Origin of the sequence: Streptomyces sp. NBC_01089 (genome assembly GCF_045162975.1) — a bacterium.
Classification (GTDB): Bacteria; Actinomycetota; Actinomycetes; order Streptomycetales; family Streptomycetaceae; genus Streptomyces.
On sequence record NZ_CP108660.1, the window covers coordinates 1,206,380 to 1,227,888 of the forward strand.

Here is a 21,509-nt window from a genome sequence, read left to right on the forward strand (position 1 = left end):
GTCGTGGCCAAGGCAACCTCACTCGCTCATGGGGGCAGCCGTCCGCCCGGCCCCCCTGATGACCATGGAACACCGGTGGGGCTGGTCTGACCAGGGGTTCCCGCGGGCCGATTTGGTACGAAGGGCGCTCCAGGAAATGGTTTACGCCGGAGGCGGCCCGACCCGTACCCTGCACCGGGAACGGTGTACGAACGAGACGAGGGCGGACGAGATGGCCGAGCAGCACACCTACCGGGTCATTGTGCGGGGCACCTGGGACGGGCTGTCGGAGGCTTCCCGGGCCCGGCTGCTCGCCGATGTGGACGACCACGGGCTGACGCAGATGCACTTCACCGAGCAGGGTTCACTCACCTACGACAAGGCGCTCAGGCACTTCTCGTTCCGCTATGTCGTCGTCTCGGACGCGGCCGACGGTGAGGAGATGGCGGGTGCCATCGCCGAGGACCGGGCCGAGACCGCGCTGAAGGAGCTGGGGCACGGCTTCGGCCCGCTGCGCGCGACCGTCACGGACATGGACACCATGAAGATCAACCGCAAGGGCCGCTGACCCGGCCGCCCGACCCGGCCCGGCCGCCCGGCCTGGCCGCCGTCAGCGGGCAACCACTGTCAGCGGGCGGTCATCTCGGCGGTGAACGCCCAGCGCTCGTGGTCCCGCCAGGCCCCGTCGATGAAGAGGAAGTCGGGCGAGTACCCCTCGAGACGGAACCCGGCACGGCGGACCAGCGCCACCGACGCCTCGTTGGCCGGCTGGATGTTGACTTCGAGGCGGTGCAGGCCGAGCGGCCCGAAGGCGTACTCCCGCACCAGGCGCAGCCCTTCCGCCATCAGGCCCCGGCCCGCGGAGTGCGCGAACGCGCCGTATCCGAGCGCCCCGCTGCGGAACGCGCCCTCGACGATGTTGTTGATGTTGATGAACCCCGCGATCCGCCCGGGAGCCTCTCCCCCGCGTTCGCACACCAGGAAACCGGCCCTGGCCGGGTCCTCGATCAGCCGCCGTGCGTAGACGAGGTAGCTCTCGGGGTCGGCGGGCGGGGCGAGCCAGGGGTGGTGCAGGTCCCTGCTCTCCCTGACCAGCGCGGTGAACTCCCCGGCGTCCTCGTACGAGAAGTGGCGGATTCCCACGCGCGGGCCCGCGGCGAGATAGGCGGAGGTGTCTGATGCGGTGGTGTCTGACATCGGGCCAGATTAAACCGGGTGGTGCCGTCGCACCCCGGCGGTTCCGTCCAGTGCAGGGACGTCCAGCGCCGGGACGTCCAGTGCCGGGACGTCCAGGGTGAGCGTGCCCGCGTCGGCGTCCAGGACGGCCGGCACACCGAGGGGCACCGTCTGCGCCGTGGCGCAGTGTCCGAAGCCGAACTCCCCGGCCACCGGGACACCGAGGCCGCCGAGCCGGTCCCGCAACACCGCCCGCACCTCGTCGCCCGGGGTGCACTCCTCCCAGGAGCCGAGAGCGATGCCCGCGACACCGTCGAGGAGGCCCGAGCGGAGCAGCTGGGTGAGGATCCGGTCGATGCGGTAGCCCTCCTCGCCGATGTCCTCGATCAGCAGCAGCCCGCCGCGCCCCGTCGGCCGGGCGTACGGTGTGCCCAGCTCGGCGGCGAGCATGGAGAGGCACCCGCCGAAGGTGACGCCTGCGGCCCGGCCGGGTACCAGGGTGCGGGCGGTGCCGAGGCCGAGCGTACGGACGGTGTCGGGCTCGAAGAGCGTGGCGCGCAGGGACTCCTGGGTGCCGGCGTTCTCGATGAAGCTGAGGGCCGCGGTCATCGGGCCGTGCAGGGTGGAGAGCCCCAGCCGTACCGCGAACGCCTCGTGCAGGGCGGTCGCGTCGCTGTAGCCGACGAACACCTTGGGCCCGGCCGCGCGCATCGCCGCCCAGTCGAGCAGGTCCGTCATGCGCTGGGCACCGTATCCGCCGCGCGCGCAGAGGACCGCGGAGATCCCCGGATCGCACCAGGCCGCCTGGAGGTCGCGGGCGCGCGCCTCGTCGGTGCCCGCCAGATACCTGAACTGCGGGTGCCGGTCGCGCACATGGGGCATCACCACCGGCTCCAGGTCCCAGCCGCGCAGGATGTCGAGGCCCGCGGTGAGCCGGTCGTCGGGGACGGGCCCGCTGGGCGACACGACGGCGACCCTGGCGCCCGGCCGCAGCCGGGCCGGCCGGGTCAGCGGCACGAGGGCCGGTGCGGTGGGGCCGGGCGCCGGGAGCAGGCTCATTCGCCCAGCTCCAGGGCGGGCACGTCGGGGCGTTCGATGCCGAAGGTCTGTGCGTACAGGGAGAGTTCCGCCTCCAGCGCCCGGACCATGGTATCGGCCCTGCGGAAGCCGTGCCCCTCGCCCTCGAACGTGAGGTACGCGTGGGGAATGCCCCGGCCCGCCATCCGCTCCAGGAACCGCTCGCACTGCACCGGCGGACAGATCACGTCGTCCAGCCCCTGGAGCAGCAGGAACGGTGCGGACATCCGGTCCGCGTGCTCCGCGGGCGAGCGGTCGCGGTAGCGGTCGGGGACCTCGGCGAACGGGCCGATGAGGGTCTCCAGATACTGCGACTCGAAGTCGTGGGTGCCGTCGGCGGACGCCCAGTCGGTCAGATCGAGGATCGGATACATGATGGTGCCGCAGGCGTAGACACCGGACGAGGTGAGCGAGGCGGCCGAGGTCCAGCCGCCCGCGCTGCCGCCGCGGATCGCGAGCCTGGCCCGGTCGGCCGCGCCCTCGTCGGCGAGCGCCCCGGCGACGGCCGCGCAGTCCTCCACGTCCACGACGCCCCACTGCTCGCGCAGCCGGTTGCGGTACTCCCTGCCGTAGCCGGTGGAGCCGCCGTAGTTCACCTCGGCGACGCCGATGCCGCGCGAGGTGAAGTAGGCGATCTCCAGGTCGAGTACGAGTGGTGTACGGCTGGTGGGGCCGCCGTGCGCCCAGACCACGAAGGGCGGCAGTTCGCCGTCGGGTGCGGTCAGCTCCGGGCTGTGCGGCGGGTGGATGTGGGCGTGGATCTCCCGGCCGCCGGGCCCGGTGAACGTACGGGACCGCGGCTCGGGGTAGTACGCGGGGTCCACGACGTCACGGTGCGGGGCGCCGATGACCCGGGCGTGGCCCGAGACGGTGTCCAGCTCCACGATCTCGAACGTGGAGCGCGGGCCCGCCGCCAGACCGATCACCCGGCTGTCGTCGGCGGCCAGGGCCGGGGCCCACTCGGTCCAGGGGCCCGGTGCGTCGACGAGTTCGCCCGACTCCGGGTCGAGCACCCCGAGCGCGGTGGCGCCTGCGCCGTGGAGGACGGCGATCAGCCCGCTGTCCAGCGGCTCGAACCACTTCTGGCCGATCTTCCAGAGCGGCCCGCCGAACTCCTCGTCGCGCGGGCAGAGCGCGACAGCGGCGGCGTCCTGGTCCGGGTCCGCCCGGTAGAGGTTCCACCAGCCGGTGCGGTCGGAGGCGAACAGCAGCCGCCCGTCGGCCGCCCAGCCGGCCTGGGCGACGGACTCGTCCGGCCCCCCGGCGAAGCGCCGGACGCCGTCGAAGCGGCCGTCGTCCGTGACATCGGCGAGCATGACGTCGGTCCCGTCCCACGGCATCCCCGGGTGGTCCCAGCCGAGCCAGGCCGCGCGGCGCCCGTCGGGCGAGAGCCGTGCACCGGTGACGAAGCGGTGCCCGCCACCGGAGAGTTCACGTACGGCGGTGCGGTCACCCGCCGCCGAGCCGTCCAGCGGTACGGCCACGACGGCCCGCCGCACATCGGTGGGTGACGCGCCGGTGAACTCCTCCAGGACGCACCAGACCTCGCCGCGGCCGAGGTGGACCACCGGGTCCACCCAGCGCAGTCCGCCGCCCACGGTGGAGACCGGGGTGAGCGGCCTCGGCTGCGCGGCGCCGCCCCGCGCGTCCGGCTCGAACACGTACAGCCGCTGGTCGGCGAAGTGGACGAAGACCACGAGCGGGCCGCCCGACGGCCGCACCGCCCCGGCCCAGGGCTGTCCGCCGTACTCGATGACCCGGCTGCGGACGTTCCACGGAGCGGGCAGGGCCGTCTCCTCGCTGCCGTCCGTCCGCCGCCGCACCAGCGCGCGCCGGCCGCCCTCGGCGGGGCGGGGCGCTGTCCACCACACTTCGTCGCCGACCGTGCCGACGAACTCGGGACGGCCGTCCTGCGACGCCGCGAGGGCGGCGTCGATCGGCGAAGGCCACGTTCCGTAGGCCCCGGTGGATGCCATGGTGACAACTCCCCTATGCAGTACGCAGATAGTGATCGAGCACCCGGACGCCGAAGTGCAGCGCGTCCACCGGCACCCGCTCGTCGACCCCGTGGAAGAGGGCCTGGTAGTCGAAGCCGGGGGGCAGCCGCAGCGGCGAGAAGCCGTACCCGGTGATCCCCAGCCGGGAGAACTGCTTGGCGTCCGTGCCGCCCGACATGCAGTAGGGCACCACATGCCCCTCCGGGGCGAACTTCTCGACGGCCGCGCGCAGTTTCGCGTACGTCGGCGAGTCCACCGGCGCTTCGAGCGCGACCTCGCCGTGGTCGAACTCCCAGTCGACGTCCGGCCCGGTGAGCCGGTCGAGGGTGGTGCGGAACTCGTCCTCGCCGCCGGGGAGGATCCTTCCGTCGACGTGCGCCGTGGCGTGCCCGGGGATCACATTGACCTTGTAACCGGCGTCCAGCATCGTCGGGTTGGCGCTGTTGCGGACGGTCGGCTCGACCAGCGCGGCCGCCGGCCCCAGCTTCGCGAGCAGCGCGTCCACGTCGAAGTCCGGCGCCGTGGTGTCCGTGTCGATGCCGTGCAGTGCGGCGATCTCGGTGAGCGCGGCCCGCACGGTGGGGGTGAGCCGCACCGGCCACTGGTGTTCGCCGATCCGGGCGACGGCGGCGGCGAGCCTGCTGACCGCGTTGTCCCGGTTGACCTTGGAGCCGTGTCCTGTTCTGCCGTGTGCGGTGAGTTTCAGCCAGGCGGTGCCGCGCTCGCCCGCCGCGATGGGGTAGACCGGCAGGTCGGGGCCCGCGTGGAAGGTGAAGGCGCCGGACTCACTGATCCCCTCGGTGCAGCCGTCGAAGAGCCCGGCGTGCTGGTCGGCGAGGAAGCCGGAGCCGTCGACGGCGCTCGCCTCCTCGTCGGCCGTGTAGGCGATGACGATGTCGCGCCGGGGGCGCACACCCTCGCGCGCCCAGGACCGGACCGCCGCGAGGATCATCGCGTCCATGTTCTTCATGTCGATGGCTCCGCGGCCCCAGACCACACCGTCGCGGATCTCACCGGAGAAGGGGTGCACGGTCCAGTCGTCCGGCTCGGCCGGCACCACGTCGAGGTGCCCGTGGACCAGCAGCGCGTCCGCGGACGGGTCGCTGCCCGGGATCCTCGCGACCACATTGGTGCGCCCCGGGGTGCGCTCCAGGAGCGTCGGCTCGATCCCCGCACCGGCCAGCCGCTCGGCGACGTACTCGGCCGCGGGGCGCTCCCGGCAGTCGCCGCCGCCCCTGTTGGTCGTGTCGATCCGGATCAGCTCCGAGGTGAAGTCCACCACCTCGTCGAGCGCCCGGGCGTCCAGCCGTCCCACTTCGGTCGAGTTCACGTCAGCCATACTGTTCCTCCACCGCGGACGAGACGAGCGTCGTAACCGCCTTGAAGGTTCGAATGCCCTCATACATCGTCGCGCTGGTGTACGCGACACGCCGTTCGGCCGTGCGCCTGACCCCCGGAACGACGGTCGCGGCACCCACCAGATGCTCGGCGTCGAACTCCAGCTCCACGGTGAAGGACGGGCCGGTCACCGGTGAGTGGCGCACGGCGAGCGCGGTGGCGTCCGCCGCGGCCGAACGGATGTCGGCGGCCGTACGGGCCGGGGTGCGGCAGACCGCCGCGTACCGCGAGACGTGGTCCTTCACCGCAACCGTGCGGGCCCGGGGCGCGTACCCCAGCGCGTCGGCGCAGGCCAGATCGTCGCCGGTGACGAGCACGACGGGGACGCCGTACTCCGCGACGACATGCGCGTTGAGCAGACCCTCACTCGCCCGTACGCCGTTGAGCCAGACGCCGGTGATCGAGTTGGCCAGATAGGTGTGGGCGAGTACGCCCTCCATTCCGGCCCCCGTGTGATAGCCGACGAAGGCGATCCCGTCGACGTCGCCGTGCTGGACGCCCTCCACCATGGACAGCGACTTATGACGGCCCGTGAGCATCTGGACCCGCTCGTCGAGCTGCTCGATGAGCAGATTGCGCATCGACCAGTGGGCTTCGTTGATGAGCACCTCGTCGGCGCCCCCGTCGAAGAAGCCGAGGGCGGCCGCGTTCACGTCGGACGTGAACAGCGACCGGCAGCGTTCCCACTGCGCGCTGCCGGGCAGTACGTCGCCGGGCCAGGTCACACCGGTGGCGCCCTCCATGTCGGCGCTGATGAGGATCTTCATGCGCATGACGCTACCTGCCGCCGAATATGCTGGCCAGCACATGCCCCACCACCACAGGTCCACACCACTGGCAGGTCCGGTTCGGCGGGGCCGGTTGGTCTGGCTCAGCTAACTTTCCGGGATTCGGCACATCCGCAGCCCGCACGGGGAATACCGGATCAAATCGACTCTTCTCCCCGGGGCGCACACTGATGGCGACTGCTCTGTTCGCGCCGGACTCCCGGCGGCCGACGGCGGTGGCCGTGCAGTTGGTCCTGGTGGCCGCCGCGTACTACGGCTCTGCGCGCCTCGGCCTCCTCAGAGAGGTGGTCGCCGACGGTGCGGTGATCACACCGCTCTGGCTGCCCACCGGTGTCGCGCTCAGCTCCCTGCTCTATCTGGGACTGCGTGTCTGGCCCGGCATCGCTGTCGGTGCCCTGCTCGCCATCGTCACGATCAACGGCTCGCTCACCGAGGCGGGTGTCGTCATCGCGGCAGGCGACGCCCTGGCCCCGGTCTGCGCGTTCCTGCTGCTGCGCAGAGTGGGGTTCCGGCCGGAGCTCGACCGGCTGCGGGACGGAGTGTCCCTGGTCTTCCTGGGCGCCGTGGTGGCGATGCTGGTCAGCGCCACCATCGGCTGCGGCACGCTGGCGGTGACCGGCGAACTCCCGCTACGGGACTTCTGGGCGGTCTGGTCGGCGTACTGGGCCGGTGACGCGATGGGGGTGCTCATCGTCACCCCGGTGCTGCTCGTACTGGCCAGGTTCCGGCTCCCCCGGGCCGCCGACCGGTGGCTGGAGGGGACCGCGCTGGCCGTCGCGGCGGTCGTGGTGAGCCTGGTGGCCACCCGGAGCACGCTCACCCTGCTCTTCCTGGTCTTCCCGCTGCTCATCTGGGCCGCGCTCCGCTTCGAGCTGGCGGGCAGCGCGCCCTGCGCCTGTCTGGCCTCGGTACTCGCCGTCCTCTCGGCAACCGGGAGGGAGGGCCCCTTCCGCCACCGGTCCCTGTTCGAGGTGACGGCCAATGTCGCCGTGTTCAACGGTTCGGTGGCGCTGACCGCCCTGCTGCTGGCCGCGATCGTCACCGAGCAGAAGAACATCCGCAGCAAGATCGAGCTGGCCTGCCTGGAACTCGCCGACCTGGTCGAGCAGCTCGCGCCGGGGCAGGTGAACATCTGGCCGCCCCCGGACGACGAGCCGGGCCGCTGACCCGTCGTCCGGGCGGCACCCGGGGAACCGGGCCGTCTCGCTGCTGCCGGGGCGTCAGCCCGCAGGGGCGAGGACGAACCAGCGCGCCGGCAGGTCGATCCGGGTGCCGTCCGGCAGATGTTCGGTCTGGGCCAGTGCGGTGTCGCCCTCCGCCAGGATCGTCAGCCCCGCGCCGCGGAGCAGCTGAGGCACCTCCTCCTCGGACGCATCAGCCGGCTTGAGGCCGTGCTCGATCACCCTGCGCAGCTTCGGCGGCGGCCCGCCGCGCGCTTCCGCCACCTTCTGGATCAGGTCCTTCGACGCGGGTGTCAGCTCCACGACGAAGGCCCGCCCGCGCTCGCCGATGAGAGCCGCCACAGCCGCGGCGACGGCCGGACGCGCCTCGGGCTCGCTCTGGTGGATGACCGCCCGCATATAGACGTTGGTGTCGCCGATCCGCTCGCTCAGGGCCCGTACCGCGTCCGCGTCGACCAGGTCGAGCTGCGCGAACTCGGCCACTCCCGCGGTGTCCGCCCGCAGCGCGTGCCCGATCGCGGCGTCCGAGAGGTCCACACCCAGCGCGCGGGCGAAGACCGTGGCCAGATAGCGGGTCTGGGTGCCGTTCCCGCAGCCGAGGTCCACGACGGGAAGCGCCGTGTCGGCGTACGGCAGCAGCAGCTCGCTGTGCGGTACGGCGGTGAGCGACGGATCCGAGTCCCAGATCGCCTCACCCGGGGCGTCGGACGTAGCCGACCAGAACCCTTCCCACGCCTTCCGGTACTGCGGCGACACGTCCATACGTACTCCCACGTCCACGTACTCCCACCTTGATTACGCCCTCACCGACGGCACCCGCACCGATGACACCGTCGCCGGGGGCGCCGTCGCCCGGGAGCGTCGCGCCCCGGGCAGCGCCTGTTCGAACCAGACGGTCTTGCCGTGCGCGGTGGTGCTGGTGCCCCACTCCCGGGCGAGACCGCTCACCACCAGCAGCCCGCGGCCGGACTCGTCGTCACCCGATGTGCTCAGCAGTGCGGCGGGCGCCGGTTCGTCGTCGCTGACCTCGCAGAGCAGGGCGCCCGTCCTGACCAGCCGCAGCCCCACCGGCCCGGTGCGGCCGTGCCGGACGGCGTTGGTGACCAGCTCGCTGACCATCAGCTCGGCCGGTTCCACCGCGTCCGGCAGCCCCCAGTTGAGCAGCTGCCCGCGTACCAGCCGCCGGGCCCGCGCCACCTCGCGGGGATCGAGCGCGAGCTGCCACTGGGCGACGTCGTCCGCGGGGATCCCGTTCACCCTGGCCATCAGCAGGGCCACGTCGTCCTTGCGGCCGCCGCGCGGGTTCAGCGCCCGGATGATGGTGTCGCAGGCGTCGTCCATGGAGGCAGCCGGGTGCGCCGCCGAGGCGCAGAGCGCGGCGAGCCCGGCCCCGATGTCCTGGCCGCGCACCTCGACGAGACCGTCCGTGCACAGGATCAGCCGGTCGCCGGGGCTGACCCGTACGGTCGCGGTCTCGAAGGCGACGCCCCCGACGCCGATGGGCGCGCCGGTCGGCAGGTCGAGCAGCTCTGCCCGGCCGTCGGCGGCCCGGACCAGGACCGGCGGGATATGACCGGCGTTGGCGATCTGGAGTTCGGAGCGGATCGGGTCGTAGACGGCGTACAGACAGGTCGCCAGATACAGCTCGCCGAGCCGCTGCGCCAGGTCGTCCAGATTGCGCAGCAGCTGGGCAGGCGGCATCTCCATGGTCGCCATGGTGAGGACGGCGGTACGCAACTGGCCCATCATGGCGGCCGAGTTGAGCCCGTGTCCCATGACGTCACCGACGACGAGCGCGGTCCTGGAGCCGGGCAGCTTCACCGAGTCGAACCAGTCGCCGCCGACCCGGCCGAGCCGGGCGCCCGGCAGATAGCGGGTGGCGATGTCACAGCCCGCCATGCGGGGTTCGACCTTGGGCAGCATGCTGTCCTGGAGCGTCTCGGCGACGTTCTCCTGGTAGGTGTACATACGGGCGTTGTCCAGGACGAGACCGGCGCGGGCGGCGAGTTCGGCGCCGGTGGTGCGGTCCATGTCGTCGAAGGGCTCCCGGCCCGGACGGCGCATCAGCACCATGAAGCCGAGCACCACGTCGCGGGCCTTCAACGGCACGATCAGCAGCGACCTGCCGGTGATCAGCGGCCGCAGGTCGCGCTTCTCGAACTCGCCTGAGATGCGGTTGCTCAGCTGCTCGTCCACGTACCGCACGAGCACCGGCTCGCCGGTGACCATGCACTGGAAGAACGGTGTGTGCTCGGGGAACGCGATGGCCTCGCCCACCGGCACGGTGTCGTCCCAGCGGCCCGGCTCGTCGTTGTGCTCGACCCACACCCGGTGCCAGACGGTGGTGACGTCGGGCGGGCCGTCCGGGAAGCCCTCCCCCGCGAGCACGGCGGCGCGCAGATGGGTGCCCGCGAAGTCGGTGAAGCGCGGAACGGCGGCGCTGGTCACCTCGCGGATGGTGCGCTCCAGGTCGAGGGAGGAACCGATCCGCCCGCTGGCCTCGTTGAGGAATTCCAGCCGCTCGCGGACGGCGGCGTACTCCAGGTCGAGTTCGGGGCGGGGCACGGTGCGCGCCGCGCGGGGAACGGTTCCGGCTTCGCCGGGCCCGTCACCCTGCCTGCTGCGCGGGGTGTGCCGCGGCACCCCCCAGTCCGGGGTGACCGGCACCTGTTCGCAGTGGCTGAACTCCACGACGGGATAGCCCAGTTCGAGCACCTGGGCGACGATCCCGGTCGCCTCCTGCACGCTCATGTTCGGCAGGATCTCGGGGAGCCGGCCGGCCAGCTCCTGGTACCCGGGGAAGTCGGTGTGGAGCGCGAAGCCGGGGGCGACGGTCCCCGGGAGACCGCCGCTGTCGCCGTCCCCCGGCAGCGCGGCGTCGGCCGCGAGGACGAGCAGCCGCTCCGGGCCGGGCCCGGCCAGCGGATAGGCCCACCAGAGCACATCGATACGGCCGCGCCGCGGTTCGTCGAGCCGGGCCCGGCCTGCCGACGGGTAGGCGACGATCCCGTCGACCGGACTGTCCAGTTCGGGGCCGAGGTCGGCGTACGTCCCGTCAGGTCCGCGCTCCCCCTCCCTGCGCAACGCCCCGGAGACCGGGAGCAGTTCACCCGCGGGGCAGCCGATCGCGTCCTGGCGCGGGACACCGAAGAGGCGGCGGGCTCCCGTCGACCAGTGCGAGACCAGCCCTTCGGCGTCGACGACCACCACGGCGAGCGGCACACGCCCCGCCGCACCGTCCCGCGGCCGGTCCGGCTGCTGCGGCGGCACACCAAGGTCCATGGGTGGCAGGCTCCTTCCCGGCCGCAACGTTCTGCGGTGCGTGGCTCCACCGTACGGCCCGCGTACGGCGCCCGGGGGCCATCGGCGGAATCAGGCCCGACGGGTGGTGCGCCGGGCGCGCACCGGACCCGGTGGCCGCCGGATCCGGTGCGCGCCGCCGGGGCCGTTTCCCCTGGTGGCCGGATGCTCCTATGGATGTCAAGCGGCTTCGGTGAGGACGCTTTGAGTGGTTTGCCGGTTGGAGGTGCGGTGGTCCAGGGATCGCATGAGGACGCGGTAGACCTCGCGGGCGATATGGCGCTTGAGGCAGCGCATGATGTCTTTCTTCGAGAGCCCCTGCTGGGTGCGTCGTTCCATGTAGGTGCGGGTGCGTTCGTCCCAGCGCAGGCGGCAGAGCACGATGGTGTGCAGGGCGTGGTTGGCGGCCCGGTCGCCGCCCCGGTTGAGACGGTGGCGGTCCCGGCGGCCTGAGGAAGCCGGTATCGGCGCGACGCCGCAGAGGTGGGCGAAGGCGGCTTCGGAGTGCAGCCGGCCGGGGTTGTCCCCGGCGGTGGCCAGCAGTTGCCCGGCCACGTCCGCGCCGACGCCCTGAAGCGCCAGCAGCTCGGGGGCGGCCTGCGCGGTGAGCGTCTTCAGCTCGGCCTCCAGCTCGTCGGTCTCCTCGCTCAGGGCCAGGATCCGCCGGCCCAGCCGACGCAGGGCCGCCTTGGCCGCGTGCAGCGGGTCGGCGAGATCATCGCCGGGCCGCAGCCGCGCGCAGGCTTTCGCCAGCGCGGCGGCCGACAGCCCGCGTAGTGGGGCACGCAGGTCCTCGGGCGCCGTGACCAGCAACTGCCGGGCCTGATTGACCGCCTGGGTGCGGGACTTGACCGCCGAGCGGCGCGGCACGCGCAGCGCGCGGACCGCCTCCACCACACCGCTCCGGGTCTTGGGCGTCCCCGACGCCCGGCCGGAGGCCACCGCCTCGGCGGCGGCGTAGGCGTCGATCGGGTCGGACTTCCCCTTCAGCCTGCGGGTCTTGCGGTCCGGCCGGTCGACCTCGACGACCTTCAGCCCAGCCCTGGCCAGGACCCGGGCCAGCTCGGCCCCGTAGGCGCCGGTGCCCTCCACCCCGACCGCGGTCACGGTGCCCTGGGCCAGCAGCCAGGCCAGCAGCTGCCGGTATCCGACACCAGTGGCCGCGAACTCCCGGTCGGCCAGGTGACGGCCGAGCCGGTCGGCCACCGCCGCATGGTGAGTCTCGCCGTGGGTGTCGACGCCGCCTGTGACATCCAGGGCCTGGTCCGTCATGCTGGTCACTGCCGTCCTCTCGCTGATACCGGTGGGGCGGCACGCGCCGGCCGGGCGGGCGGACAAGACAGTGGCGGGGCTTCTTGACCAAGCTCCTATAAGGTCACGAGCGCCCGTCCGGTCGCGTGCAGTGGCCCTCCGCCCGGGCCGACAAATCCGCTAGAAGACAGCTGATCAGCGTCGGTCAGTCCGTGAGTCAGACCCGGCGGAGAAGCCACCACACATCCTCACTGTCAGTCCTCGTGCCCGAGCTGGAGGTCGCGCTCGGTGCGCCCGCCGCCCGCGACCTGGAGCACGGTGGCCACCGGCGGGTAGCCCGCCGCGATCACGGTGTACTCACCGGACGACAGATCCACGAAGCGGAACGCCCCGTCGGCGCCCGTGGTGAGGGTGTCCACCACATTTCCCGCCGCGTCGAGCAGCGTCACCCGGGCGTCCTCGACCGGCCGCCCGCCACTGGCTCGCACGGTGCCGCGCAGCACGGCGCCGCCGGCGAGCTCCACGTCCTGCCGGGTCTCGCGCGCGGCCTGCACACTCACCGGCATCGCGGCGGGGCGGAAGGCGGGGGCACTGCCGGCGAGGGTGTACTCACCGGCCACCAACTCGTTGATGACATAGCCACCTTCGCGCCCGCTGCGGGTGGAGGCGACGACCTCACCGCGTACGTCGGTGAGTGTCACGGCCGCGTCGCGCACCGGGGTGCCGTCCGCGGTGACCACGGTCCCGGCCAGCCGTCCGGCGCCGCCGAGCACCACATCCAGATCGACGGGGCGTTCGCCGACGGTGACGCTGACGGCCTGCGGCTGATGGCCGCCCGCCGCCGCGATGAGGACGTACGAGCCGGATCCGGGCACGCTCAGCGCGTACCGCCCGTCCTCGCCGCTCGCACCGCGCCCGATCTGGCGCCCGGTGATGTCGATGAGGGTGAGTGCCGCGCGCGGCACGGTGGATCCGTCGTAGTGCTGGACGGTCCCGCAGACGGGCACGCCCGGGACGTACGGGGCTTCCGGGGCGCGGGCTGCGGGTACGGACGCATCCGGTGCGGCTGCGGGGGCGTTATGGGACACCAGCGGTTTCTCCTTGAGGGAGATTCACCGCAGCGCTGCTACCTGCCTAAACGTCCGGAGAGCCCGCTCCTGTGGCTACTTTGGCGGCTACTTAGGCCCTCTGGTCTGGCTCTGCGTCGGCGAAGCGGCACCGGGCTGACCCTGATCCCAGTCTGCCTCTGGAGGTCAGCGGAGCGCTAGCTGCGAGTCCCCACTAGGCGGCGATCCCGTTGCCCACAGGGCGCGTGCGATGCAGGCGCTGAAACGCCTGGACCAATTGGCCCTCCAGCCACGCTGCGCTGTTCCTCAGACCGGCGCCTGGGACTCGCTCAGGGGCGACAGAGAAAAGGCAGAAACCGCCCCGTGCCATGAGCCATTCGTGGGCCGGGTGCCCTGGGGACTGCTCTTGCGGGCCCCGCTTGATCCTCCCCCTATGCTGGCTCACCCGCCCACGCACTCCTCGCTCCTGGTCGGCCTTGCCGAAGTACACGATCGACGACTCGCCAACCGGGTACGTGATCCGTCGATCTCCGGCGGCCAAGAAGACGTAGACCCCACGTTCGTTCAGGAGTTCGCCGGGCCACCCATTCAGGATGTCGGTCATGCCGCCGAACGGAGGCCAGCCGTGAGCCTCAAGTACGTCCTTGTTCAGCCGGTGCAGCGTCGGGTCCCAATGCTCATTCACGGCACGACCGTACGTGCGGGAACTGACACTTGGGGTTCACGGCGGCCAGAAGAGCACCCGATCACTCGTCCAACATGTGGACTCCCCTTGTGACTTTGCGTCACGCACTCATGGATTTCGTTGAACGCCTGGGATTTTCCCGGGGCGGCGTCTGCGGATATCCAGGCGTTACGCCTGTCGCACGATAATCCGCCCCCGAGGTATCGCCCGAAGCTAAATCGCTGGGGATCAAACACCGATCGGGCGGACTCTGATCTGCGTTGCGACGGGAGCCGGCGGCTTCGCTTGGGCGGCACCCCGGGAGCGATTGACTCGCCACCTCCAAGACACGGTCAGGCGCGAAGAATCGCGGGTGCCTATTTCCTCAAAGGGCAGGCGGACAGAATCCCGGATCGCCTCATTCCTGGCCGCTGGAATGAACAGGGACTGACGCCCAGGTCGCGTAACCGCCCTCATCGCTGCGGTACTGGCCGATGTCGTCGGTGAGACCGCACACGAGGTACAGGCCGGGCTCCTCGTCCGGGGAGGGCAGAGAGCTGCTCATCTCGCCGACGGACACGGTGATGTGTGCCCCGTCGAACGCGACGCGGCCGAGTACGTCTGTGCTGTGCCGGTCCCGTGCGGTGATGTCGACGAGTTCGGCGAGCACCTTGATGGCGTTACTCGCCGCGGCCTCGGCGCCGGGCGCGTCCTTGAGGAGCATGGGCAGGGTTCTCCGGGCGAAGGCTGTGGCGCGGGCCATGGCGTCGACCGGCTTCGTGTCTGGGCCGATGGTGAAGGTGATGTCTCGGTCCATCGTGAGGTGCTGCCACATCGTCGACGGCATGGTCGGCAGGCGTCGTTCAGTGGGGAAAGTCGTCACGTTGATCCATCCCGTCAGTCGAGCCGTAGTCGAATACTAGTTCGATGAGCTCCTACGAGCCCAGTAAGGGAGCCCCCGCTCACGGCGTCCGTACGACCCAGCTCCAGCCGGTTGAGCAACCTGAGTTAACATCCTAAGCCGAAGGTTGATCGTCTCATCAACGGAGGTCAACTGAAATGAATGGAGGGAGAGGCACCACCGTGACCCATGCCCACGGGACGCAGTTGCCTGCGGAGGGGCCCGACGAGGGCAGCTTCGCGGAGCGTCTGGATTTCTTGTGTACTAACGACCCACGAGGCCCGTTTACCAATCCGACAGTCGTGAAGATGCTGGAGGAGCAGGGGTTGCCCAGCTTCTCGAACACCTACATGTGGCAACTCCGCACTGGCCGGGCCGACAACCCGACGAAGAACAACATGGATGGGCTCGCGGAGTTCTTCGGCGTCCCGAAGGACTACTGGTCCAGCCGTGCCACGGCCCAGATCATCAACCGCTTGATCACTCGCCTCAACGGGTTCAAGGCCAACGGCGCGACGCCGGAGCAGCTGCACAGGCAGCTCGTCAGCTTCACAAGACGGATGAGCGAGGGCGCAGCGCCCGAAGCGCTCATCGCGCAGCTGGACGAGCTGGCCCGGATGAATGAGCAGGGAGTGAGCGCGAGCACGCTGAAGCGCTTGCAGGACGCCCGGGTGACCAGCATCGCGATGCGGGCCGCCGGACTGTCCGACGAAGGTCTCTCCGCTGCCGCCGCAATGATCGAACAGGTCCGCCGGCTCGAAGGTCTACCGACCGAGCCGGCTGACCAGCCCGACACCGGTCGGGAGCACACCTGACCACCAGCACGAGGAGGGATCCATGAGGCGCCGCCGCTCTCGCCGCAACGGCAAGGCTGAGCCTTCGATATCGGTGGACCCTGTTCTCGAAGAAAGCCGCCGCTTCGTCCAATCTCTGGATCTCCCCCGTGCGTCGAGCGTGCGCGACCTCCGCGGCTACATCGAGACCCTGATCGGTGAGCCCATCGAGATCGCGCCTGGCCGCCCTACTGACGGGGACACGCCCTGCGGCATGGTGGTCAAGAGTGGCGGGGTCCACTACGTCAGGTACGACCCTGACACGAGCCCCACCCACCAGGATTTCATCATCGCGCACGAGTTCGGCCACCTCCTGAAGGGCCACAGCGGGAGCCGCGTGGAACCTGCCTCACAGGAAGGGATCATCCTCGGCGACGTCGAGATGGATCTGTGGGCCACCGTCCTCGGACGGACAAACTATGCCGAGACCATCGAGCGCGAGGCAGAAGCCATCGGCTCTTTCCTCCAGGCACACGTCATCACCAGCCGCCCCGCATCACAGAGCGAGTCGGCTGACCGCATCACGCGCACGCTCATGCGGCGCGAAGACTGACCAGACGGAAACAGTGAAAGACATACTTCACCCGCTGTGCCTGATCATCGCGGGTTCCGGCTTCCTGCTGCTCCTGCGCGACCTGCGCACTGCCTGGCGCACCCCCGAGCAGCGCGACCCTGCACTTGTCGCGCTCGCCTTCACGTACTTCTTCTCCGCGCTGAGCTATGTCATCTCCCTGACCTGGGTGTGGGTACGCATTGACGGCGTGTTCGGCGTGACCAACGTCGCTGTGCCCCTGGCGCAGGGCTGCGTCATGCTCGTCTTCGGCCTCCAGGCCAGCGTCCTCGCGTTCTGGACGAAACCAGCTGAGCAGGCCGCACGCCGAGCGAAGTTGCTGATGGCCGGCGCGATCTCGGTCATCACGGTGATGGCAGTTCTCTTCGCGCTGCTGACTCCCGTCTCACAGCGCCCCACGGACTTCACGCTGTACTACGCGCACGACCCGGTGTTCCAGGCGTACTTGCTGCTCTACATGTGTACGTACACGGTCGCCGAGATCTACCTTGCCCGCGTGTGCTGGAAATACGCCGGAGAGATCGAGGACCGGTGGATCAGCCGGGGCCTGCGCCTGATCGCCGTGGGCGCTGTCGTCACCCTCGGCTACAGCGGCATCCGCCTGTGCGCGATCCTCGGTGCCGAGTTCGGCTTCAGCGTGCGGCCCGCGGAGCCCTACGCCTGGATCTGTGGCGACATCGGCGCCACCTTGACTCAGATCGGCTACTTCATACCGATCGTGGCCGCGCGCCTGCTGGGTGTCCGCCGTGAACGCCAGCAGTACCAGCAGCTCGAACGGCTCTGGCAGGCCGTCTCCGCCGCCGCGCCGAGCATCGTCTTCGTCGAGCCGGGCCGGTAAGCACCCCGGCCACCTACGCTGACGCGGCCCTGAACACCCCGACCCCACAGCAGGACCTCCGCCACCTCGTCCGCGTCGCCCGCTACTTCACGGCACCGTCGACGAAGCCCGAGGCCGAATGCGCCCCTGGAGTCCGCACGTGAACCGCAGAACCCTTCTGGCCGCCGCCACCACGGTGGTCGCAGCCTCCCTACCCAAGACGGCCATCCCGGCACCCTCAGCCGCAGCCACCAAGGACGCCATGAACAGCACCGCCCCGTACCGCTCGACCGCACTCGCCCAGATCTCCGCCCTGCGAGGCGGCACCATCACGGCCCGAGACCTCTTGGACCAGGTCCTCGCCCACCACGCCAAGGTCAACCCCGGCCTTAACGCCGTGGTGACCCTGGACGCCGAGGCGGCCCGCGCCGCCGCCGACAAGGCAGATGCCCACCTCGCCGAGACCGGGCGCACCCTGGGTCCGCTCCACGGCCTGCCCATCACGGTCAAGGACGCTCTGGAGACTTCGGGCCTGCGCACCACGTGCGGCAGCACCGACCTGAGCGACCACGTCCCCACCGCCGACGCAGACGTAGTCGCGCTGCTCCGCCAGGCCGGAGCCATCATCATCGGCAAGACGAACGTGCCGACGATGTGCCAGGACATTCAGACGAGCAACCCGATCTTCGGGAAGACGAACAACCCGTTCTCTCCCGACCACACCGCCGGCGGTTCCTCCGGCGGGCCGTCCGTTGCCGTCGCTACCGGCCTCAGCGCCCTGGAGATCGGCTCGGACCTCGCCGGTTCGCTGCGACTGCCCGCCGCGTACTGCGGCGTGTTCGCCCTGCGCACCTCGCGCGGCGCCTCCCCGATCGTCCCCACCCGCGGACACATCCCCCGGCCGCCCGGCTGGCTCACATCCAGCGACATGCTCACCCTGAGCCCGATCGCCCGGGACGCCGATGACCTCGACCTGCTCCTGGACGTCCTCGCCGCCCCGGCACCGGCCGACAACGCCGCGTGGAAGATCGACCTGCCCGCCCCGTCGAAGACCCGCCTCGGCCAGTACCGGGTGGGTGTGTGGGCCGACGATGCGTTCTGCCGCGTGGACGCCTCGACGCGCAGCCTGATGGACCAGGTGGCCGGTGCTCTGCGTACCTCAGGCGCCAGCCTCGACGACTCGACTCGCCCCGTGGACTTCGAGGCGAGCAACACCCTGTTCGAGCGTCTGATGTACGCCACCTCCGCGGCCTCGGCCACCGACGAGGCATTCGCCGGAGAGGTGAAGGCAGCCGACTCCGTGGCCGACGACGCTCCGTCCGCTCGCTACCTCAAGAGCCGCACCATGCGTCACCGCGACTGGGCACGGGCCGACGAGGACCGGCAGAAGCTGCGTACGAAGTGGGCCGCCTACTTCGCCGAGCACGATGTACTGATCACCCCGGCCGCGCCGACCGCCGCCGTCCTCGACCAGACGTCCGTGCCCGCCGCGGACCGGTACATCACCGTGGACGGCGAGAAGCGCAGCTTCTTCGACCAGACGAGCTGGGTCAACCTGGCCTCTCCCGTCGGCCTGCCCGCGGTGGTGATGCCCACCGGGCAGACCCGCGACGGTCTGCCGCTCGCCATCCAGATCATCGGCCCCTACCTGTCCGACCGCACCGTCATCGCCGTGGCCAAGCTGCTGGCCAAGACGCTGCCCGCCCCGCCGCAGGCTCCCGACCTGACGGCCTGACAGGCCCGGGCGCGTCCTGCCTTCACGGGGGTGAGGCGAGGCGCGCCCGTACAACGCGAGGACCCCGGCACGTGCACCGTGCCGGGGTCCTCATCGTTCTGCGGTCCAGAGGCGTCACCATGAGGAGGTCGTCAGCGGTCGTACGTCGATCGTTTGAGGCATTGCGGTCGAGCGCCTGCACATTGCCGCATGTCAGCAACGCGCCGGCCGACTCTCCCCTCAACTGCAAGACCAGAGACCCGTTGCTCCGATGAATTGCCGGAGCTGTTAGCGCTGAGCTGGGCTTACCGCGCTTTCCTATACGCCTCGCGCACCGCCGCCGACACGCGGCCGCGGTCGTTGACCTGGAAACCGTTTCCCTTGGCCCAAGCCCTGATAGTCGCTGTGTCCCCATGGACCGGAGAAGCCTTGCGATGCTGCTGCTTGCCTGCGATGCCACCGCGCACCCTCCGGGCCCCCTCGGCCTGGAGGTAGGAGTGAAGGATCTCAAGAAGCCTTTCGTAATTCTCATCCGTGAGGTCGATCTCGACCCCGGCCCCATCAACAAGAATGCTGTGCGTGGAGATCTCCGCCGACTCTTCTCCGGTCAGGTCGTCCACATATGTCGTAATTACCTTTTGCGCCATGCGAAGGATGATACCGCTACTTGAATCTCGGATATTAGCCCGTCACCAGCTCCGCAGCGTGGTCGCGCCAGCTGCTGTCGCGGGTCTAGGCCTCCCTGACAGTCACCGGCATGACAATCCGAAACGTCACAGGAAGATGCGTCGGCCCGCCACGAAGGTTCGAGGCTGAGGACACGGATGGGCGCGCTACAGCGCGGCCCGAGCGGCTCAATTGCGGTCCGGCGAAGCCCACCACTCATGCAGCACCTCACCCGCGTACCTACGGCTGCGCTTTGGCGGCGGCCACCCCTGGGCGCCAAATCGGAATTACCTGAAGCAATGGTCACGATCCGGCTTCCACAACTGCACATGGCCGCTGCGATTGGCTAGCCCGGTGGCGAATCGCGCCCAACTCGGCCCTAGAGTGGCAGCTGTTGGTAACAGAGGCATCGCCGCAGAGTGACGGGGCGGCGCAGGGCAACGAGGAACGGGGGCGGGCGTGACGCGAGGCATGGCACGTACCGGTGCGTTTGCGACGGCAGGAATTTTCCTGCTCACGGGTTGCAGCGGAGGCGACGGAAGCGGCAACTCGAACAAGATCAAGGGAGCGGACACAGCTACTCACTCCGCGTACCCGAGCGCTTCCGCATCACCTGGAGTACAGCGGCCGAAGATCACGCTGCCGAGCTCGACGAAGAATGTCTTCGAGGGGCAGCACACGGGCGATCCGAAGAAGGACGCGGTTCTGGCGGACAACGCACGGATGGTGAACTCCGAAGACGACGCGATCTCCCGCGGTAAGACGGATACTCAGGCTCTGGATTTCTACAGCACAGGCGCAGCTATCGGGTCTGCGCAGGTATACATCAAGGGATGGGTGGCGGATGGCGCCACCTGGATCGGGACTACTCGCTACTTCGACCGCAAGGTGAGCTTTCGTAGTGACGGAGCCGCGGTGGTCATCTACTGCTCGGACGAAAGCAAGGCGTTCGTCAAGGACAAGACTGGGAAGGTCGACCGTTCACCTGCGACGAGTGACGCATATGTCTTGTACAACACCCGGCTTGTCAAGTCGGGCCAGGGCGTATGGCGCACCGTAGACGTGGACTCGAAGAGGGGGGCGGCAGAATGCCAGCCGTAGGGGACACGCTGAGGAAACTGTTCCTCGTATCGGTGGCCGCAGTGGTAGCTCTTGCGCCGGGTGTCGCGTATGCCGCGAGGGGGAAATACGGTAACCAGATTTCCGTAGGGCACACGGATGTTTCTAACGGGAAGGCTTCCGCGACCGCTGGCGGTGAATTCGTCCACTACGACCACAGCAAGAATTCTAATAAGGGCGGTGCCGGGCCGCTGATACCGATTGGCAATTGGTCGCCACCGGCGTGCTGGTATGCGCCGAAGTGGACAGCGGAGAGTGCCGCGCAGACGCGACTGGGGGGCAGTGTCGACTTCAGCCCGAATCACGACGCGCTGACTGCAAAGGCGAACAGGGAAAAATACCTCGACGGGAAGTACGGGAACTTCAACGTCAAGAAGCAGGGCAAGGGCTACTGGTGGGGCGCGTACAAGTCCGACCGCCTCAACGACTCCGGCGCTTCCGACTGCACCAAGTCTCCCTTCTGGGTGGACACAGGCCACCAGCCACCCACCGACGTACCCGAGGTGGTCAGCCCGGAAATTCTGGCGCAGCTGGCCTACGGGGAGGTTCGTATCCCGCAGGGCAAGGCAAGCATGGCCCCCTCCGACGGCAACCAGGTCGTGAATCTGCCGACCTGGGTGTGGCTGAACAACGCGGACTTCCACCCGGTTTCCGTCACGGCCCGCGTCGACGTGCTGAACATCCAGGCCACTACTACGGCCACGCCGGTGAACATGCATATCGATGCCGGCACCGCAGACGCCCAGACCTACCCGGCTAGTGGTGACTGCCCGATCCACAACGGCAGGATCGGCACCGAACGGACCCCAGGCGACAAGGGTAAGCCCCCCTGCGGGTTGGAATATCTGCGCTCGACAGCGAACTCCGGGCCGTACAAGTTCAAGGCCACCATCACCTGGAAGATCAGCTGGATCGGCACCGGCCATCCCAAGCCCACCAAGTTGCCGGCCGGCAGTTACGGAACGCCGCAAGACGTCACCGTGAAGGAAATCCAGAGCATCGTCCGCTGA

Annotated in this window: 18 protein-coding genes and 1 pseudogene; 8 read left to right on the forward strand and 11 right to left on the reverse strand. The window is 69.9% G+C overall.

What is annotated here, in order from left to right; translation table 11 throughout:
* Window positions 1-211: 211 nt before the first annotated feature.
* Window positions 212-547, forward strand: a complete 336-nt coding sequence (locus OG510_RS05320; protein ID WP_164265292.1) for a DUF6204 family protein — start codon at window positions 212-214, stop codon at window positions 545-547.
* 59 nt (window positions 548-606) lie between these two features.
* Here OG510_RS05320 and OG510_RS05325 read toward each other — a convergent pair whose 3' ends face one another.
* Genes OG510_RS05325 through OG510_RS05345 form a run of 5 tightly spaced genes read right to left on the reverse strand, consistent with a single transcriptional unit; the run spans window position 607 to window position 6,394 of the window.
* A complete protein-coding gene (locus tag OG510_RS05325; RefSeq protein ID WP_406135551.1) occupies window positions 607-1,176 on the reverse strand; it encodes a GNAT family N-acetyltransferase in 570 nt (189 codons plus the stop codon).
* 9 nt (window positions 1,177-1,185) lie between these two features.
* On the reverse strand, window positions 1,186-2,214 hold the full coding sequence (locus OG510_RS05330; RefSeq protein ID WP_406135552.1) for an LD-carboxypeptidase: 1,029 nt from the start codon (window positions 2,212-2,214) through the stop codon (window positions 1,186-1,188).
* On the reverse strand, window positions 2,211-4,208 hold the full coding sequence (locus tag OG510_RS05335) for a prolyl oligopeptidase family serine peptidase (RefSeq protein WP_406135553.1): 1,998 nt from the start codon (window positions 4,206-4,208) through the stop codon (window positions 2,211-2,213). The genes OG510_RS05330 and OG510_RS05335 overlap by 4 nt, the downstream gene beginning before the upstream one ends.
* 13 nt (window positions 4,209-4,221) lie before the next feature.
* Window positions 4,222-5,568, reverse strand: a complete 1,347-nt coding sequence (locus tag OG510_RS05340) for a M20/M25/M40 family metallo-hydrolase (RefSeq protein WP_406135554.1) — start codon at window positions 5,566-5,568, stop codon at window positions 4,222-4,224.
* Window positions 5,561-6,394, reverse strand: coding sequence for a M55 family metallopeptidase (locus OG510_RS05345; protein ID WP_406135555.1), 834 nt, complete (start codon window positions 6,392-6,394; stop codon window positions 5,561-5,563). The genes OG510_RS05340 and OG510_RS05345 overlap by 8 nt, the downstream gene beginning before the upstream one ends.
* 191 nt (window positions 6,395-6,585) lie before the next feature.
* Between OG510_RS05345 and OG510_RS05350 the strand changes: the two genes are divergently transcribed.
* On the forward strand, window positions 6,586-7,581 hold the full coding sequence (locus tag OG510_RS05350; RefSeq protein ID WP_406135556.1) for an MASE1 domain-containing protein: 996 nt from the start codon (window positions 6,586-6,588) through the stop codon (window positions 7,579-7,581).
* A gap of 54 nt (window positions 7,582-7,635) precedes the next feature.
* Here OG510_RS05350 and OG510_RS05355 read toward each other — a convergent pair whose 3' ends face one another.
* The 5 genes and pseudogenes from OG510_RS05355 to OG510_RS05375 form a co-directional block, all read right to left on the reverse strand.
* Window positions 7,636-8,358 carry a methyltransferase domain-containing protein gene (locus tag OG510_RS05355; protein WP_406142310.1) on the reverse strand — a complete coding sequence of 241 codons (723 nt, stop codon included), beginning with the start codon at window positions 8,356-8,358 and terminating at the stop codon, window positions 7,636-7,638.
* A gap of 33 nt (window positions 8,359-8,391) precedes the next feature.
* Window positions 8,392-10,878 carry a SpoIIE family protein phosphatase gene (locus OG510_RS05360; RefSeq protein WP_406135557.1) on the reverse strand — a complete coding sequence of 829 codons (2,487 nt, stop codon included), beginning with the start codon at window positions 10,876-10,878 and terminating at the stop codon, window positions 8,392-8,394.
* A 198-nt stretch (window positions 10,879-11,076) separates the two neighbouring features.
* The gene (locus OG510_RS05365; RefSeq protein WP_406142311.1) at window positions 11,077-12,168 is read right to left on the reverse strand and encodes an IS110 family transposase; all 1,092 of its coding nucleotides are present in this window, start codon (window positions 12,166-12,168) and stop codon (window positions 11,077-11,079) included.
* A 233-nt stretch (window positions 12,169-12,401) separates the two neighbouring features.
* A pseudogene (locus tag OG510_RS05370) lies at window positions 12,402-13,253 on the reverse strand (collagen binding domain-containing protein); the annotation flags it as partial.
* A 1,043-nt stretch (window positions 13,254-14,296) separates the two neighbouring features.
* The gene (locus OG510_RS05375) at window positions 14,297-14,761 is read right to left on the reverse strand and encodes a hypothetical protein (RefSeq protein ID WP_406135559.1); all 465 of its coding nucleotides are present in this window, start codon (window positions 14,759-14,761) and stop codon (window positions 14,297-14,299) included.
* 326 nt (window positions 14,762-15,087) lie between these two features.
* On the opposite strand from OG510_RS05375, the gene OG510_RS05380 reads away from it, so the two are divergent.
* The 4 genes from OG510_RS05380 (at window position 15,088) to OG510_RS05395 (ending at window position 18,735) form a co-directional block, all read left to right on the forward strand.
* A complete protein-coding gene (locus OG510_RS05380) occupies window positions 15,088-15,594 on the forward strand; it encodes a hypothetical protein (protein ID WP_328333510.1) in 507 nt (168 codons plus the stop codon).
* Between the two features lie 22 nt (window positions 15,595-15,616).
* Window positions 15,617-16,165: an ImmA/IrrE family metallo-endopeptidase gene (locus OG510_RS05385; RefSeq protein ID WP_406135560.1), complete on the forward strand. Its 549-nt coding sequence runs from the start codon at window positions 15,617-15,619 to the stop codon at window positions 16,163-16,165.
* A gap of 13 nt (window positions 16,166-16,178) precedes the next feature.
* A complete protein-coding gene (locus tag OG510_RS05390) occupies window positions 16,179-17,021 on the forward strand; it encodes an MAB_1171c family putative transporter (RefSeq protein WP_406135562.1) in 843 nt (280 codons plus the stop codon).
* A gap of 139 nt (window positions 17,022-17,160) precedes the next feature.
* Window positions 17,161-18,735 carry an amidase family protein gene (locus OG510_RS05395; protein ID WP_406135563.1) on the forward strand — a complete coding sequence of 525 codons (1,575 nt, stop codon included), beginning with the start codon at window positions 17,161-17,163 and terminating at the stop codon, window positions 18,733-18,735.
* 284 nt (window positions 18,736-19,019) lie between these two features.
* On the opposite strand, the gene OG510_RS05400 is transcribed toward OG510_RS05395, so the two are convergent.
* The gene (locus tag OG510_RS05400) at window positions 19,020-19,361 is read right to left on the reverse strand and encodes an Lsr2 family protein (RefSeq protein WP_406135564.1); all 342 of its coding nucleotides are present in this window, start codon (window positions 19,359-19,361) and stop codon (window positions 19,020-19,022) included.
* Window positions 19,362-19,839: 478 nt separating this feature from the next.
* On the opposite strand from OG510_RS05400, the gene OG510_RS05405 reads away from it, so the two are divergent.
* Window positions 19,840-20,481, forward strand: coding sequence for a hypothetical protein (locus tag OG510_RS05405; protein WP_406135565.1), 642 nt, complete (start codon window positions 19,840-19,842; stop codon window positions 20,479-20,481).
* A 32-nt stretch (window positions 20,482-20,513) separates the two neighbouring features.
* A complete protein-coding gene (locus OG510_RS05410) occupies window positions 20,514-21,509 on the forward strand; it encodes a hypothetical protein (protein WP_406135566.1) in 996 nt (331 codons plus the stop codon).